Source organism: Acinetobacter sp. WCHAc010034 (assembly GCF_001696615.3).
Classification (GTDB): domain Bacteria; phylum Pseudomonadota; class Gammaproteobacteria; order Pseudomonadales; family Moraxellaceae; genus Acinetobacter.
Genome location: NZ_CP032279.1, coordinates 289,540 through 303,689, shown reverse-complemented (window position 1 = coordinate 303,689; position 14,150 = coordinate 289,540). Strand labels below are relative to the sequence as shown.

The following is a 14,150-nucleotide window of genomic DNA, read 5'->3' as shown; positions in this document are numbered from 1 at the left end:
AAGCAATATTCGCTTATTATGCCTTGACCTGAAATAGCATAGACGCTCAAAATGTTTGCAATTATTAACAGAAGGCAGTCTTAGGACTGGGTAATGCTGATGAGCCGCCAAGACGATATAGAATACCAGCCGGATACTTTAGCGATCCGCACTGGCCATACACGCAGCTTTGAAGGTGAGCATGCTGAGCCGATCTACCTCACCTCTTCATTTGTCTATGCAAATGCAGCGGAAGCCGCGGCGAAATTTTCCGGTCAGGAAGCTGGTAATATCTATTCGCGCTTTACCAATCCGACCGTGGCGATGTTTGAAAAACGCCTGGCGGCGCTGGAAAGCGCGGAGCGCGCAGTTGCAACCAGCTCCGGCATGGCGGCCATTATGGCAGTGGCGATGTCATTCCTGAAAACTGGCGATCATGTGGTGTGTTCACGCGCAGTCTTCGGCTCTACGGTGTCTTTATTTGAAAAATATGTGGCTAAATTTGGCGTAGCGGTCGATTTTGTCGATTTGACTGACTTGGCCGCATGGCAAAATGCGGTTAAGCCTGAAACCCGGCTGCTGTTTGTGGAATCGCCATCCAACCCGCTGGCGGAAGTTGCGGATGTTCAGGCCTTGGCGGATATTGCCCATGCCAATGATGCGCTGCTGGCGATTGACAACAGCTTCTGCACGCCGGCGCTGCAGCAGCCAATCAAATTCGGCGCAGATTTGGTGGTTTACTCAGCAACTAAATATCTGGATGGCCAAGGGCGAGCTTTGGGCGGCGCCGTGGTCGGAAGCCACAAGCTGCTGGAAGAAGTTTTCGGCTATGTGCGCACCACCGGCCCATCTATGAGCCCATTCAACGCATGGGTATTCCTGAAAGGCTTGGAAACGCTGCGCTTGCGCATGCGGGCGCATTCCGAAGGCGCGCAAAAGCTTGCGGAATTTCTAAATGCGCATGACAAAGTGGAAAAAGTTTATTACGCTGGCTTGCCGGAGCATGCCGGCCATGAACTGGCGGCCAAACAGCAAAGCGGTTTTGGCGGCATCGTGTCATTTGTAGTGAAAGGCGGCCGTGAAGGCGCCTGGAAAGTGGTCGATCATACGCAGTTCATTTCAATTACCGGCAACTTGGGCGATGCAAAATCCACCATCACCCATCCTGCGACCACAACGCACGGCAAGCTTTCAGCGGAAGCAAAACAGGCGGCAGGCATTTGCGAAGGCTTAATTCGCGTATCTGTCGGTTTGGAAGATATTGATGATATTATCCGCGATCTTTCTCGCGGTTTAGACCTCATCTAATTTAATTTAAAAAATTTTTGTTCGGAGATTTTTATGAACATCAACATGTTGATGCAGCAAGCGCAGCGCATGCAGAAAGATATGGAAGGCAACGTTAAAAAAGCCAAAGAAGAGCTGGCGCAGACAGAAGTCCATGCTGAAGCTGGCGGCGGCTTGGTTAAAGTCACCATGACTTGCCGCAATGTCGTCAAGCGCATTGAAATCAATCCTGAACTGTTGCAGGACGATGCGGAAATGATTGAAGACCTGATTGCGGCTGCCATGAATGACGCAGCGCGTCAAGCGGAAGCTGTTTCTGAAGAGCGCATGAAAGCTGCCAACTCCGGCATGGGCTTGCCGCCGGGCCTTTCAGGCTTATTCTAAGGAACAGCAGTGCATGTTTAGTGATCGTTTTGATCAGCTTGTTCAGGCATTGCGCATTTTGCCAAGCGTTGGGCCAAAATCGGCCCAGCGCATGGCGCTGCACTTAATCATGAAAAACAAGCAGGGTGCGGCCGGTTTGGCGCATGCGCTGAATGAAGCCGTCAGCTATATTCATGAATGCTCTATTTGCCATTCTTTGACTGAAGATGAAGTCTGCAATATTTGCCTGTCGCATGAGCGCGATGAGCAGATTCTGTGCCTGGTTGAATCTCCGGCAGATGTCATGGCGATAGAGCAAAGCGGCAGCTTCCGAGGCAAATACCATGTCCTGGGCGGCCATCTGTCGCCTTTGGACGGGATTGGCCCGGATGAAATCGGCATTCCGTACCTGCTGCAGCGCCTGTCGGACGGCGCCGTGAAAGAAGTGATTTTAGCCACCAATGCAACAGTAGAGGGGCAGGCGACTGCGCATTATATTGTTGAAGCGGCTAAGCATTTGCCGGTGCATATGACGCGGATTGCGCAAGGCGTGCCGCAAGGCGGCGAACTTGAATATGTCGACAGCCATACCTTAAGCCAGGCGGTACATAACCGCATGCGCATGAAGTAGCCGTTGAATTATGAAGAATCTTTTACTAATAGTTTTTATATATTAGTAAAAGCATTTTTTAGCTTGAAATATAACTATAATCGAAAATATATAGTGAATATACTTAATTTTTTATCGATAATTATTATATATCGGTTAATATAGCGGAAAGAGCATCTAGCTATTGACTCCGCAGTTATGTACCAATTTATTCATCATCAGCAAGACTTGCAAAACGTACTCAGCCTTATGGATCAAAGTCCCGTTTACGGACTGGATACCGAGTTCATCAAGGTCGATACCCTGTGGCCGAAATTAGGCGTATTCCAGATCAATGTGAATGAACAGGTGTATTTGCTGGACGGCGCCGCGCTGGATCTGACGGATTTCTGGAACAGGCTGTTTAAGGCGCAGCAGAATGTCTTTCATGCCTGCAGTGAAGATATCGATTTAATCTATCATTATGCGCAGCATAAAACTCTGGAAAACGTATTTGACACCCAGGTCGGCATGTCATTCTTAGGGCATGGCCTGCAGGTCAGCTACCAGAACGCCTTAAAAAGCATGCTGGATGTTGATATTGAAAAAGACCAGACCCGTTCAGACTGGCTGGCGCGCCCGTTAACGCCGGAACAGCTGATGTATGCAGCCAACGATGTGCATTATTTAATGCAGCTGTCCGATAAAGTCAAAGCGGAATTGAGCGCCAAGCGCCTGCTGGACTGCGTGCTGGAAGACTGCCGCAATTTAACGCAGGAAATTGGCGAAGAAACGCCGGTTTCCATGCTGTATCAGGACGTCGGTAATTACCGCAATTCACGCAGGCAGCTGATGCAGCTGCAGCAGCTGGCGGTATGGCGCGAGCAAATGGTGAAGGCTTTGAATCAGCCGCGCAGCTTTATCCTGAAAAATGCCACCATGCAGGATCTGGTGGAAAAAAATCCGCGCAATCATTTCCAGCTCAGCGCAGTTAAAGGCATCCGTCCGAATATTGTGCGCGAGCATGGCAAAACCATTCTGGATCTGCTGAAGTACCTGCCTGAACAGCAGGCAGACTGGCCGCTGCGCATGGCGCGCCCAATCCGCCATTCATCCAGCGAAATTGCTGACCGGGTCGAAGCGGTCATTCAGAATATCTCAGAAGAAACCGCCGTGCCGAAAGAAGTGCTGATGCGCAAGAAGTGGCTGAGTGCGCTGTATCAGCATGTGGTGTTCCATAATGATGAGCAGGACTTGCCGGGCTATCTGCTGGGCTGGCGCTATGACATGCTGACCAAGCCGCTGATTGATGTGCTGCATTCAGATGAGTCTTACCTGTCTAAGCAAATGAAAGTGATGGAATAAAATCTGCTCAAAATTGCTTAAAGATTTAGCATTTATACCAATTCACGACTGATGCGTTAATCATCGCTAATGTATCTGTCTTTTTTTTGATGTATGCTTTGCCTTGAGTTTTATGAGTACTGATTCAAAATGCATTGTTCTATCTACAAATCGAGCAAAAAAGATGAAATGTATCTTTATGTTGCCCGTCCTGCCGCCAATGAAAATGAAGCTGAAGAATTCAATCCTTTAGATGTTCTGTCAGAGCCTGTCCGCGCAGCGTTCGGCCGCGCAGCGTTTGTAATGCACTTGGAATTAACAGAAGCGCGCAAGCTGGCGCGCGCAAATGTAATGCATGTTATTGATTCAATTCAGACCAAAGGCTTTTTCCTGCAAATGCCTCCAGAAGGCCTGATCAATCCTAATGCCGTGGCGCCGGAAGGCCTGCGCGGTGCATAAGATCCATTCAGGAGTTGCGGAATGAATAGTTTATGGGCTGTATTGGACTCAATTCCTGAAGATAGCATTGCAATCACGGTTTATCTTGCGGGAAGCCTGATTATTCTGGCGTGCTGGTATGCGGTTGCAAAGCGCCTGCCTAAGCCGGCTGGCGGCATTTCATGGATTGTCGTGTTTGCGGTTTTGCTGACCCCGACAGTTTCCGAAGGCGCCAATGCTTCTATCGCGCCGGCCATCTTTGGCATGCTGTTTGGCATGCTGACCAAAGACCAGCCGCTGGTCTGGCTGAATTTATCCTTAATTTTATTTGTGACCGGCATTGGTTTAGTCCTTGGCTACTTCTGGTCAAAATACACTGCAAACAAAACTCAGATTTCAGTCAGCAAAAAAAGCTCACCACTTTAAAGTAGAAAAATAAGGTTTCATATGTCTGCCGATGCTCAACAATTTTCTGGTACAGATCAGTACATTGCGACTGATAGTTTAAAGCTTGCCGTAAAGGCGGCCCGCAGCCTGCAGAAGCCGCTTCTGGTTAAGGGCGAGCCGGGTACAGGTAAAACGCTGCTGGCCGAGCAGGTCGCGCAAAGTTTGGGCCTGAAGCTGATTACCTGGCACATCAAGTCCACCACTAAGGCGCAGCAGGGCCTGTATGAGTACGATGCCGTTTCGCGCCTGCGCGACAGCCAGCTGGGCGATGACCGGGTATATGACATTAAAAACTACATTAAGCCGGGTAAATTGTGGGAAGCATTCAGCAGTGAAGAGCGCTGCGTTTTATTGATTGATGAGATTGATAAGGCGGATATTGAATTTCCAAACGACTTGCTGCATGAACTCGACAAAATGTCGTTCTATGTGTATGAAACCGGTGAAACCGTTACTGCGGTGCAGCGCCCGATTGTGATCATTACCTCAAATAATGAGAAAGAGCTGCCGGATGCCTTCCTGCGCCGCTGCTTCTTCCATTATATTGAATTCCCGAATGAAGCGACCATGCGTGAAATTATCGATGTGCATTTCGAGAATATTTCCGCATCGCTGGTGTCGGAAGCGCTGCAGGTGTTCTTTAAGCTGCGTCAGATCCCGGGCCTGAAAAAGCCGCCGTCAACTTCCGAGCTGATTGACTGGCTGAGCCTGCTGATGGCGGATGATATGCCTGAAGATATTCTGCGCAATACCGATAAATCCAAGTCTATTCCGCCGCTGTACGGCGCGCTGATTAAGAATGAGCAGGATGTGCAGCTGCTGGAGCGCCTGGCCTTTATGTCACGCCGCTGATCCAGATAAATTTGTAAAAGCCGGTTTGCCCGGCTTTTATTTTGTCGAGTGCAAAATAGGGAAGACATCATGGTGTTTAAGCTGTTTCGATTAAAACATAGCGCCAAGAGAATGCCGTTAAGTTTCTTTTCTTCCTTGCTGTGCATCTGCACATCAAGCTATGCAATGGATGAACAGGCCTTTGAGCAAATGCATACTCAAATCCTGCAGGATGGCTATTGGGCGCAAGTGGCAAGATATCAACTTGAAGAAAAATTGAAGGAACACATGGAGCATCCTGCCGCTCAGCAAGCCATCCAGCAAAAGGAATGCCTTTCAAAGCAGCATGAACTTAAGTACTACAATTTCGTTATCGCAAACTTTGAGAATTTTTTGCGCTACAGGAAGGCTCAAGGCTTTAGCAAATCTGTGCCGATAGAGAAATTGCAGCAGGAAGCTAAAGCGTTTAAAGCGCAATATGAATTACTCAAGCAAACGCTTAAGGATACAGATTATCCCTGTATGCCGGATTGAGTTTGAATTAAGTATTTTTACCCCTAATTAAACTGGAGATGAACTTTGAGTAAATGCTTTTGGCTTTACTTGCAGGGTTCATTTTTCCATAATGGGAACCGCGAAAAGGCATTAGACGGTTGCAGATGAAATAACAAGATCATGCAATCATGCTGGAATTGACCTCCTAAATATTAAATTTTTATTGGACTTTATTCGCCTATGTTTGTGCGGCTGTTTTATACCTTAAGAAAATACGGCGTACCCGTCTCTACGCGTGAACTGATTGATCTCAATGAGGCTGTTGCGGCGGGTTTGGTTTTTGCAGATCAGGATGAGTTCTATCAGCTGGCAAAAACAGTCATGGTCAAGGATGAGCGTTACTTTGACAAATTTGACCGCGCCATGAAGGATTATTTTGACGGGATTTCCACCTTTGATTTGGATGAGTTGCTGAATCAGGTGCATAAGCTGCCGAAAGACTGGTTTGATTTAGAGCTGCTGGAAAAGCACCTGACGCCGGAGCAGCGCGAAGAGCTGAAAAAAGCCGGTTCGCTGGAAGAGCTGATGAAAATGCTGGAAGAGCGCCTGCGCGAACAGCATAAAAAGCATCAGGGCGGCAACCGCATGATCGGCACCGGCGGCACATCGCCGTTCGGCGCCTATGGCGACCATCCTGAAGGTGTGCGCATTGGCGGGCCGGGGCGGAAAAAATCTGCCGTTAAAGTCTGGGAACAGCGCCAATACCGCAATCTGGATGATGATCAGATTCTGGGCAGCCGCCAGATGCAAATGGCGCTGCGCCGCTTGCGCAAATTTGCGCGCCAAGGCGCCGCCGAGGAGCTGGATATCGACGGCACCATCCGCGAAACGGCCAAGCAGGGCATTCTGGATGTGCAGCTGGTGCCGGAACGGCGCAACCGCATTAAAGTCTTGATGCTGTTTGATGTCGGCGGTTCAATGGATTCGCATATCGCCCAGTGCGAAAAGCTGTTCAGCGCGGCCAAGACCGAGTTTAAAACCCTGGAATATTTTTATTTCCATAACTGCCTGTATGACTATGTTTGGAAAGACAATATCCGTCGCTCCAATACCCGCATGAATACATGGGATCTGTTCAATACCTACGGGCGGGACTACCGCGTAATTGTGGTCGGCGATGCCAGCATGGCGCCGTATGAAGTCAGTTCTGTGGGCGGTTCGGTCGAATATATGAATGATGAATCCGGGCAGGTTTGGCTGCAGCGCTTGCGCCAGCATTTTGATAAAACCGCGTGGCTGAATCCTGAAGAAGAAAGCTATTGGCACTACACGCACAGCATTGGCTTGATTAAGCAGATTTTTGAAAATCATATGTTCCCAATGACCTTAAAAGGCATTGAGGATATGACTAAATATTTAGCGCGCTAAAAACGATATGCGCTATATTAGGCGGCGTTAATTTCAGCAAGGGGATAAAAATGGATCATCAGATTAATGGCATTGCATTGCCCAATGAAGAAGGCTTTTTTGGCGCCTATGGCGGCCAATTTATTCCGCCGGATTTAAAGCAGGCGATGGATGACATTAACACGGCTTATGAGCAGATCCGCCACACGGCGGAATTTCAAAATGAGCTGAAAGATCTGTTTGCGAACTATGTCGGCCGTCCAAGCCCGCTGTTTTATGCAAAGCGTTTGTCTGAGCAGCTGGGCGGCGCGCAAATCTATTTAAAGCGTGAAGACTTGAACCACACGGGTGCGCATAAAATCAATCACTGCCTGGGCGAGGCTTTGCTGGCAAAGTACATGGGTAAAACCAAGGTTATTGCGGAAACCGGCGCGGGCCAGCATGGCGTGGCCTTGGCGACTGCCTGCGCTTTGGTGGGCATTCCGTGTGAAATTCATATGGGCCAGGTGGATATTGAAAAAGAGCATCCTAACGTCGTAAAAATGAAAATCCTGGGTGCAAAGCTGATAGCAGTCACCCGCGGCACGGCCACCTTGAAGGATGCGGTAGACAGCGCCTTTGAAGAATACCTGAAAGATCCGCAAAACTTTATCTACGCCATCGGTTCAGTGGTTGGCCCGCATCCATTCCCAATGATGGTGCGGGATTTTCAGGCGATTATTGGCGATGAAATTAAAGTTCAGGCCAATGCGCGCTTTGGCGCCAATCCGGACTATGTGGTGGCCTGCGTCGGCGGCGGTTCAAATGCGCTGGGCGCATTTACGGCCTTTTTAAATGATGCGGATGTGAAGCTGATTGGCGTTGAGCCTGCCGGGCATGGCCTGGATACAGATATGCATTCTGCAACGCTGACTTTGGGCAAGCCTAGCCAAATTCACGGCATGGCCTGCTATGTGCTGGAAGATGAGCAGGGCGAGCCTTTGCCGGTGCATTCAATTGCTTCCGGCCTGGACTATCCGGGGGTAGGCCCGCAGCACAGCTTATTGAAGGATTTAGGCCGTGTGGAATACACTACGGCAACCGATCAGGAATGTCTGGATGCCTTCATGACCTTGTCGCGTGTGGAAGGGATTGTGCCGGCGCTGGAAAGCTCGCATGCGGTGGCATGGGCATTGCGCGAAGCACCGAAACTTTCAAAAGACGTTAAAGTTGTGGTGAATGTTTCTGGCCGCGGCGATAAGGATGCGGATTATGTGGCAGCCAAACTGGGCCTGAACTAAATCTGCAAGCGCTTTAAGCGTTTAGGAAAATCCCGGCGTTCCGCTGGGATTTTTTTGCGGGTGGGTTATTGATGATTTGCGCTATAGCTAAATGCTAAAGTCTGTATTGCGCATAAAATATGATTGCTCTGGATTTTAGTCGAGTTAACTATTTCGGCAATTTTAACGATGATGCTTGCACTGCCTCATTTTTGCTTTAAAAGTTTCAATGCCTTTGCGCAGGCAAGATCTTACTTTGGAAAGCCCCAAAGATACCGTCTCAGGCGTCAAGAGGATTATTGAGAATTTGCGCAATAATTCTCCTGATAAGGCCGCTGGTGCTTGAGTACGCCATAACACAGATGAATCAGCTTCCTCATCGCAGCGCCAACCGCCATCATCTTGGTTTTGCCATTGGCCAGCAGCCTGTCATTCATCCCCTTTATGTGGGGATTATGCCGGGTTGCGACAATGGCCGCCATATATAAGCCGGCGCGTATTTTCGAAGAGCCGGCTTTGGATAGGCGGCTCCTGCCGTGAATGGAGCTGCCCGACTGCCTTTGAATGGGCACCAGGCCGGCAAAGGCGGCCGCCTGGCTTGCCCTTTCAAAAGCATGGCTGCGCAAGAAGCTGAGCATTAATAAACTTGTCCGGTCTGCAATGGCCGGAATACTGCTGAGCAGCGCCTTGTCATTTTTTAAATCAGGATTCTGATCAATGTGGCCATCAATCTGCCGGTCGAGATCCTGAATGTGCCTGCTTAACTGCTTAATATTCTTATGGGTTGACTGAAGTACCGGTTCTATCGTGAAGGCAGACTCCGCTTTTTCCAGACGGTTTTCTTCACGCTGCAGATCTTCACCAAGCACAGCCCTTCGATCCAGCAAAGCGTTCAGCAGTTGAATATGTCCGGGCAGAGGCTGCCAAAAATGCAGATCAGCAGTCATCGCAAACCGGGCCAGAACTTCACTGTCAGCTTTGTCTGTCTTATTCAGCCTGGACATGCTCTGAGCAAAATACCGGGCTCTGGCGGGATTCGCCACACAGACTCGACAGCCTGCATCAAATAAATATCCAGCCAAGCGTTCATGATAGACAGAAGTGGCTTCCATTAAGGCGATGGTCTGCGCAGGGCCTGCAGCATGATGATTCAGCCAGGCCTGAAGCTGCTCAAAGCCTTTGGGCGTATTCGGAAAGGTTTTGGTTTTCTTTTTGCCTGCAGAATCTTCTAAAATCAGACAGCAGTCAATTTTAGCTTTGGCAACATCAATACCGAGATAAAACATAATCTTACCTGCCTTATTTATTCAATTATTTTTTTCAGCATAACCGCCGTCTTTTCTTGCGAATCCAGCATCGAGGTGCTTAGTTACCGTCCAGAGTTGTGCAGGCGGTCAGGGCAAACAGCAGGTTTTATCTTTGGGTCAAACTTTAAGTTTTAGTAAACAACCAAACTCTGCTGTTTGCGTATAGTGAGAGCTAATCACTATGTGAGTTAAGATACAAGTAGCAAAAGTCTTTTGTTGCCCATACACGGCGTCCTGAGCCAGTTTTAAGCACTGCTTTAAAATGCAGCGCAAGGATGGGCAACGTGCGGCATCCATGCCGCACTCGCGTATCCGAAGTTTATATTGCTCAAAGGCCTAGGAGGCTGGAAGTTAAGGTTCTTTTTGCGGAGTCGTTTAGGAAAATCCCAGCGTTCTGCTGGGATTTTTTTGCGAGCTGGCTATTAGTGATTTGCGCTATACGGCTTTGATGCTGTAAATGAGTTGAAGCTGGAATGCAAAAGCAATTTCATTGTCATTACATTGTGGATTTTGTGTATAAATTAAAGCCCTTTAGCGATGTAAAGGGCTGAAAGCATCATCCGGAAATATACTGCTGCAGCTGGTCAATCAGCTTCTTCTGGTCTTCCATGGCGGCTTTGACTAAGTCGCCAATAGAGATTAGGCCAATCAGCTTGTTCTTTTCAACAATAGGCAGATGGCGCAAATGCTTGTCTGTCATCAGTTCCAGACAGTCTTCAACAGTGGCTGAGCGGGTGATGGTCAGCACTTTTGCGGTCATAATTTCATTGACTGTTGTGCTGAAAGAAGAGCGCTCCATCAGCGCAACTTTGCGCGTGTAGTCGCGCTCGGACAGAATCCCAACAACTGCATCTTCCTGCGTCACAATCAGGGCGCCTATGCCTTTTTCCGCCATCAGGGAGATCGCTTCCAATACCGTTGCATCCGGCGCAATGGTATATACGGCTTGCTGCGGTTTGTCCTGTAATACTTGAGCAACGGTGGTCATTTTCGTCTGTCCCTTAAAGTTATTATTTGTTTTAAATTAGCGTGAATTGTAAAAAAAGCAAATACTGCGGCGTTCACTATTTTTAGCTATTTATAAACTCCATAATCTTTATGCATAGCGCAGTTTTGGCGCGGAGAAAAAGAAATGGCGCATTTGCAGGGTGGTCAGTTTCAGTTTCTGGTTGCTGGAGTTGCAGAGCGCCGGCGTCACCTTTAAGCGCGTTAAGGTCGGCAGCAGCGCGGTTTCAAAATCTTTAGGGGTGATTCTTTTCGGTGTGTAGCTGGGCCAGTGCTTTTTGGCGTATTTATGCGCCTGCAGGCCATTGAGCCAAAATGGAAACACAAAATCATCTCCGTCTTTGGTCATGGCCCAGCCATCATGGTACAGGCCCCATAGAACACCGCAGTACATCATTGTTTTTAAAATATTAATCTTAAAGAAAAGATCTTTGGAGATAGGCTGAAAATGATTAATTTGTGACATTGTGTCTATTCGCTGCTATCGTTTTCTCTATTTTAAAAAACTCAGGTTAAATTACTGTGTAAGCTTTGCAGAAAATCGTAAGTAAATATTTATGCTGAATCTGCAGGCATTAAAAAACGCCACCTAGGTGACGTTTGCTTATGCTTGCATTGTGGCCATTTTCTGCCAGTACTGCGCTTTATATGAGTCCCGCTCTACACGGAAGCCTTGATAATACAGTTCTGCAAGAAACATCGCCGCTTTGCCGTGGCCTGCGCGCGCCGCTTCTTCCAATTCTTTTACCGCGTCTACAAAGTTCATTTGAGATTGAATGGTATTTACTGCATTTGCATATACATGTTCTAAGTCATGCTGAGAGATTTGCTGCATCATATTAAATTAAACTCCTTATTCTAATTATGATCACATCGGACAGGTGCCTATTTCGACCTATCAATAACTAATATTAGTTAGGTATTGTTAAAGTAATATTACAAATAAGTTGAAATGTCAACATAAATTTAAAAGGTTTGTCCATAAAACGCAGTTTACATGATTAAACAATGATCAGATAAAATTTTGATTAATATATTTAGATAAGAATATGTTAACAGGAAGGAGAAATATTATGACAAGAACTCTGGATGGTTTGAACTTTGATATGCCTCCTACGGCAGATCAGATTGTGGCGCTGGCGCATTTGCACCGCCAAAATCTGGATGAGGCGATTTTTCATCAGGAAATTCATTTGGGTGATTTCGGTCTAGCGCAGCGCAAGCGGGTTTATGATTTCACCCGTGAGCTGAATGAGGCGCAGCGTGAAAAATTTTACGAAATGTACAATGGAGAGCTGCTCCGCACAGCCGATGAAGACGATCTGCATCCTGCGGATGCGGAAGGCGGTGTAAGCGTTTTTGCGGTGTTTCTGGTCTTGGCGATTATCGCTATGATTTTATATTTTGCCGTGATTCAAAGCGCGATGCGTTAGCCAAAGCGCTTTTCAGGCAGCGCAGCCGCGTGGACGGCGGAGTGCATGAGAATTAAGCAGCCTGACTTGAACTTCTTGAATAGCAGTCATACACTACTTTGAATTCGAGGTAGTGTATGTCTATTGGCTTAGAAAAAATTCTTCAAATCAAATCCAAAGTAAAGCTGGAGCAGCTTTACAATCTCTTGGCAAGCCTGATCATCCTGCTCATTATTAGCTTTGCATTTATTGCCCTAAAGCGCCCGATATCTGTTCAGCAGTTTCATGCTGTGCTGGAAATTTCCGAACAGCAGAACTGTCCTGAGTCGCAGGATCTTGCAATTTTGCTGAGCCGTCAGCCTGAAGTCAGCACGGGCCAATACCTTAAATTGATGCAGGCCTATCATTTTGAGGCTGCGCGGGCGCATCAGCTTCCGGCGTGGACTGAGGAGCAGTCTTAAGCGGCGCAGCGCCTGATGCCGGATCCGCTGGATTGCCGGGTTCAGCCCGCAGATTATCCTGCAAAATAGCTTCCAAGCCGGCTTTGTCCAATGCCGTGCTGACCACAACCAGCGTCATTTGATCTGGATGCAGGTGCCTGCGCACGGCATTTTGCACATCTTCAGCTGTGATTTTTTCCAGGCGCTGCGGGTACTGCGCTAAATAGTCTGCTGGGTGATTGTAAAAGCCCAGCAGGCCTAATTGCGCATTGGTTGCCGCGTTGCTGCTGTAGGTGTTTGGATAGGCGCGCAGCATGCCAGCTTTGGTTTCTTCCAGTTGCCCGCGGTCAATCGGCTTTTGCACAAAGTCTGCAAGCGCTTTATGCGCGACCTTAATGCTGTCCATCAGCTGGTCTTGGCGGGTGGAATAGCTGAAATTGAAAATGCCCGGCGCCTGGCTGAAGGAGAAAGCGCTGTACGCGCCATAGGTATAGCCGCGCTTGACGCGCAATTCCTGCATCAGCACGGAGTTGAAGCTGCTGCCGCCAAACATGCGGTTGGCGACTTCAAGCGCCAGACGGTCAGGGTCATTGCGGGTCGTGCCCAGCTGCCCGAACATCACATGCGCCTGCGCGGAATGGTAAGGCATGGCAATAATATTCAGCGCTGTTTTGGCTTGCGGGCTGGCCAAAGGCTGGGCTTTTTTACCCTGCTTTAACTGGCCGGCAATGCGCTCTGCCAGCGCGCTGGCTTCTTTGGCGGAAAGCTTTCCGGTGATGGCGATATTCATATTCTGCGCCACAATAAACTTGTCGCGGAACTGCTTAAGATGCTCTGAGGTGATTTTTTTCAGGCTGCCGTTGGTTCCGGTGACCGGCTGCGCATAAGGATGACTGCCGTAGACTGCACGGTAAAAGCGGATGCTCATTAAGCTGCCGGGGTTTTCTTTCAGCTGTTTTTGCCCGACCTGAGTGTTGCTGAGCGCCATATTGATGCTGCTGTTTTTGAAGGAGGCATGGTTCAGCACTTCCATCATCATGGTTATGGCGGGCTTAAGCTTTTGCGGGTCGGACAGCACCCGCAGCCGGACAATAAACATATCCCTGTGCGCCTGCAGGCTGAACTGCGCGCCGGCCTGTTCAAACGCGCCGGCAATCTGATTGGCGCTGTATTTTTCTGTGCCTTCATCCATCAGTTTGGCCGCCGTATTGGCAAGGCCGTATAAGCCTGCGCCAATTTCCTGATCGCGCGCAGAGCCGGCATTGAACGTCAGCTGGATATCCACCATCGGCAAGTCCTGCGCCTCAACAAACAGCGTGCGCACGCCATAGCGGTTTTTCAGGTCATGCACATCAGGCGGGCGGTAGTCCTGCTGCTGATTGATATTTCTCAGGCTCTGCAGCAACGGAATGGACTGGAGCTGGCTAGGCCTGTCATTGATATCGGGTTCGGCGCTTAAATAGCTGTCAGCTTGCTCTGCAAAACTGGCCGGAGCGCATGCCAGCGCTGCTGCAATAAAAAGTACAGCTGGAATTTTCTGCATAGAG

At 48.7% G+C, this 14,150-nt stretch carries 17 protein-coding genes; 12 read left to right on the top strand and 5 right to left on the bottom strand.

The window, feature by feature from the left end; genetic code table 11:
- The first annotated feature begins 99 nt into the window (after positions 1–99).
- From BEN74_RS02805 to trpB, 10 genes are all read left to right on the top strand, one after another.
- Entirely contained in the window at positions 100–1,287 is a 1,188-nt protein-coding gene (locus BEN74_RS02805) for an O-succinylhomoserine sulfhydrylase (RefSeq protein WP_068909077.1), read from the top strand.
- A gap of 33 nt (positions 1,288–1,320) precedes the next feature.
- The gene (locus BEN74_RS02800; RefSeq protein WP_068908952.1) at positions 1,321–1,650 is read left to right on the top strand and encodes a YbaB/EbfC family nucleoid-associated protein; all 330 of its coding nucleotides are present in this window, start codon (positions 1,321–1,323) and stop codon (positions 1,648–1,650) included.
- A 13-nt stretch (positions 1,651–1,663) separates the two neighbouring features.
- The gene (gene recR, locus BEN74_RS02795) at positions 1,664–2,260 is read left to right on the top strand and encodes a recombination mediator RecR (protein ID WP_068908950.1); all 597 of its coding nucleotides are present in this window, start codon (positions 1,664–1,666) and stop codon (positions 2,258–2,260) included.
- 177 nt (positions 2,261–2,437) lie between these two features.
- On the top strand, positions 2,438–3,583 hold the full coding sequence (locus BEN74_RS02790) for a ribonuclease D (RefSeq protein ID WP_068908948.1): 1,146 nt from the start codon (positions 2,438–2,440) through the stop codon (positions 3,581–3,583).
- Positions 3,584–3,712: 129 nt separating this feature from the next.
- The gene (locus BEN74_RS02785; RefSeq protein ID WP_068908946.1) at positions 3,713–4,021 is read left to right on the top strand and encodes a YcgL domain-containing protein; all 309 of its coding nucleotides are present in this window, start codon (positions 3,713–3,715) and stop codon (positions 4,019–4,021) included.
- Positions 4,022–4,042: 21 nt separating this feature from the next.
- On the top strand, positions 4,043–4,426 hold the full coding sequence (locus tag BEN74_RS02780; protein WP_068908944.1) for a hypothetical protein: 384 nt from the start codon (positions 4,043–4,045) through the stop codon (positions 4,424–4,426).
- Between the two features lie 21 nt (positions 4,427–4,447).
- The gene (locus BEN74_RS02775) at positions 4,448–5,299 is read left to right on the top strand and encodes an AAA family ATPase (protein ID WP_068908942.1); all 852 of its coding nucleotides are present in this window, start codon (positions 4,448–4,450) and stop codon (positions 5,297–5,299) included.
- 69 nt (positions 5,300–5,368) lie between these two features.
- Entirely contained in the window at positions 5,369–5,812 is a 444-nt protein-coding gene (locus BEN74_RS02770; RefSeq protein WP_162898122.1) for a hypothetical protein, read from the top strand.
- Between the two features lie 201 nt (positions 5,813–6,013).
- On the top strand, positions 6,014–7,201 hold the full coding sequence (locus tag BEN74_RS02765) for a vWA domain-containing protein (protein WP_068908937.1): 1,188 nt from the start codon (positions 6,014–6,016) through the stop codon (positions 7,199–7,201).
- A gap of 50 nt (positions 7,202–7,251) precedes the next feature.
- On the top strand, positions 7,252–8,460 hold the full coding sequence (gene trpB, locus BEN74_RS02760) for a tryptophan synthase subunit beta (RefSeq protein WP_068908935.1): 1,209 nt from the start codon (positions 7,252–7,254) through the stop codon (positions 8,458–8,460).
- Positions 8,461–8,735: 275 nt separating this feature from the next.
- On the opposite strand, the gene BEN74_RS02755 is transcribed toward trpB, so the two are convergent.
- The 4 genes from BEN74_RS02755 to BEN74_RS02740 all read right to left on the bottom strand — a co-directional run bounded on the left by BEN74_RS02755 (position 8,736) and on the right by BEN74_RS02740 (position 11,589).
- Positions 8,736–9,725, bottom strand: coding sequence for an IS110 family transposase (locus BEN74_RS02755; RefSeq protein WP_119285022.1), 990 nt, complete (start codon positions 9,723–9,725; stop codon positions 8,736–8,738).
- Positions 9,726–10,302: 577 nt separating this feature from the next.
- Positions 10,303–10,734 carry a CBS domain-containing protein gene (locus BEN74_RS02750; protein ID WP_068912195.1) on the bottom strand — a complete coding sequence of 144 codons (432 nt, stop codon included), beginning with the start codon at positions 10,732–10,734 and terminating at the stop codon, positions 10,303–10,305.
- 108 nt (positions 10,735–10,842) lie between these two features.
- Positions 10,843–11,217, bottom strand: coding sequence for a DUF2750 domain-containing protein (locus BEN74_RS02745; RefSeq protein ID WP_068912192.1), 375 nt, complete (start codon positions 11,215–11,217; stop codon positions 10,843–10,845).
- 138 nt (positions 11,218–11,355) lie between these two features.
- Positions 11,356–11,589: a hypothetical protein gene (locus BEN74_RS02740; protein ID WP_068912190.1), complete on the bottom strand. Its 234-nt coding sequence runs from the start codon at positions 11,587–11,589 to the stop codon at positions 11,356–11,358.
- A gap of 235 nt (positions 11,590–11,824) precedes the next feature.
- Between BEN74_RS02740 and BEN74_RS02735 the strand changes: the two genes are divergently transcribed.
- Together BEN74_RS02735 and BEN74_RS02730 are read left to right on the top strand one after the other, a co-directional pair.
- A complete protein-coding gene (locus BEN74_RS02735) occupies positions 11,825–12,184 on the top strand; it encodes a hypothetical protein (RefSeq protein WP_068912187.1) in 360 nt (119 codons plus the stop codon).
- Positions 12,185–12,300: 116 nt separating this feature from the next.
- Complete coding sequence (locus BEN74_RS02730) at positions 12,301–12,624, top strand: hypothetical protein (RefSeq protein WP_068912185.1); 324 nt, start codon at positions 12,301–12,303, stop codon at positions 12,622–12,624.
- On the opposite strand, the gene BEN74_RS02725 is transcribed toward BEN74_RS02730, so the two are convergent.
- Positions 12,548–14,146: a M16 family metallopeptidase gene (locus tag BEN74_RS02725; RefSeq protein WP_228200385.1), complete on the bottom strand. Its 1,599-nt coding sequence runs from the start codon at positions 14,144–14,146 to the stop codon at positions 12,548–12,550. The genes BEN74_RS02730 and BEN74_RS02725 overlap by 77 nt on opposite strands.
- Between the last annotated feature and the right edge of the window lie 4 nt (positions 14,147–14,150).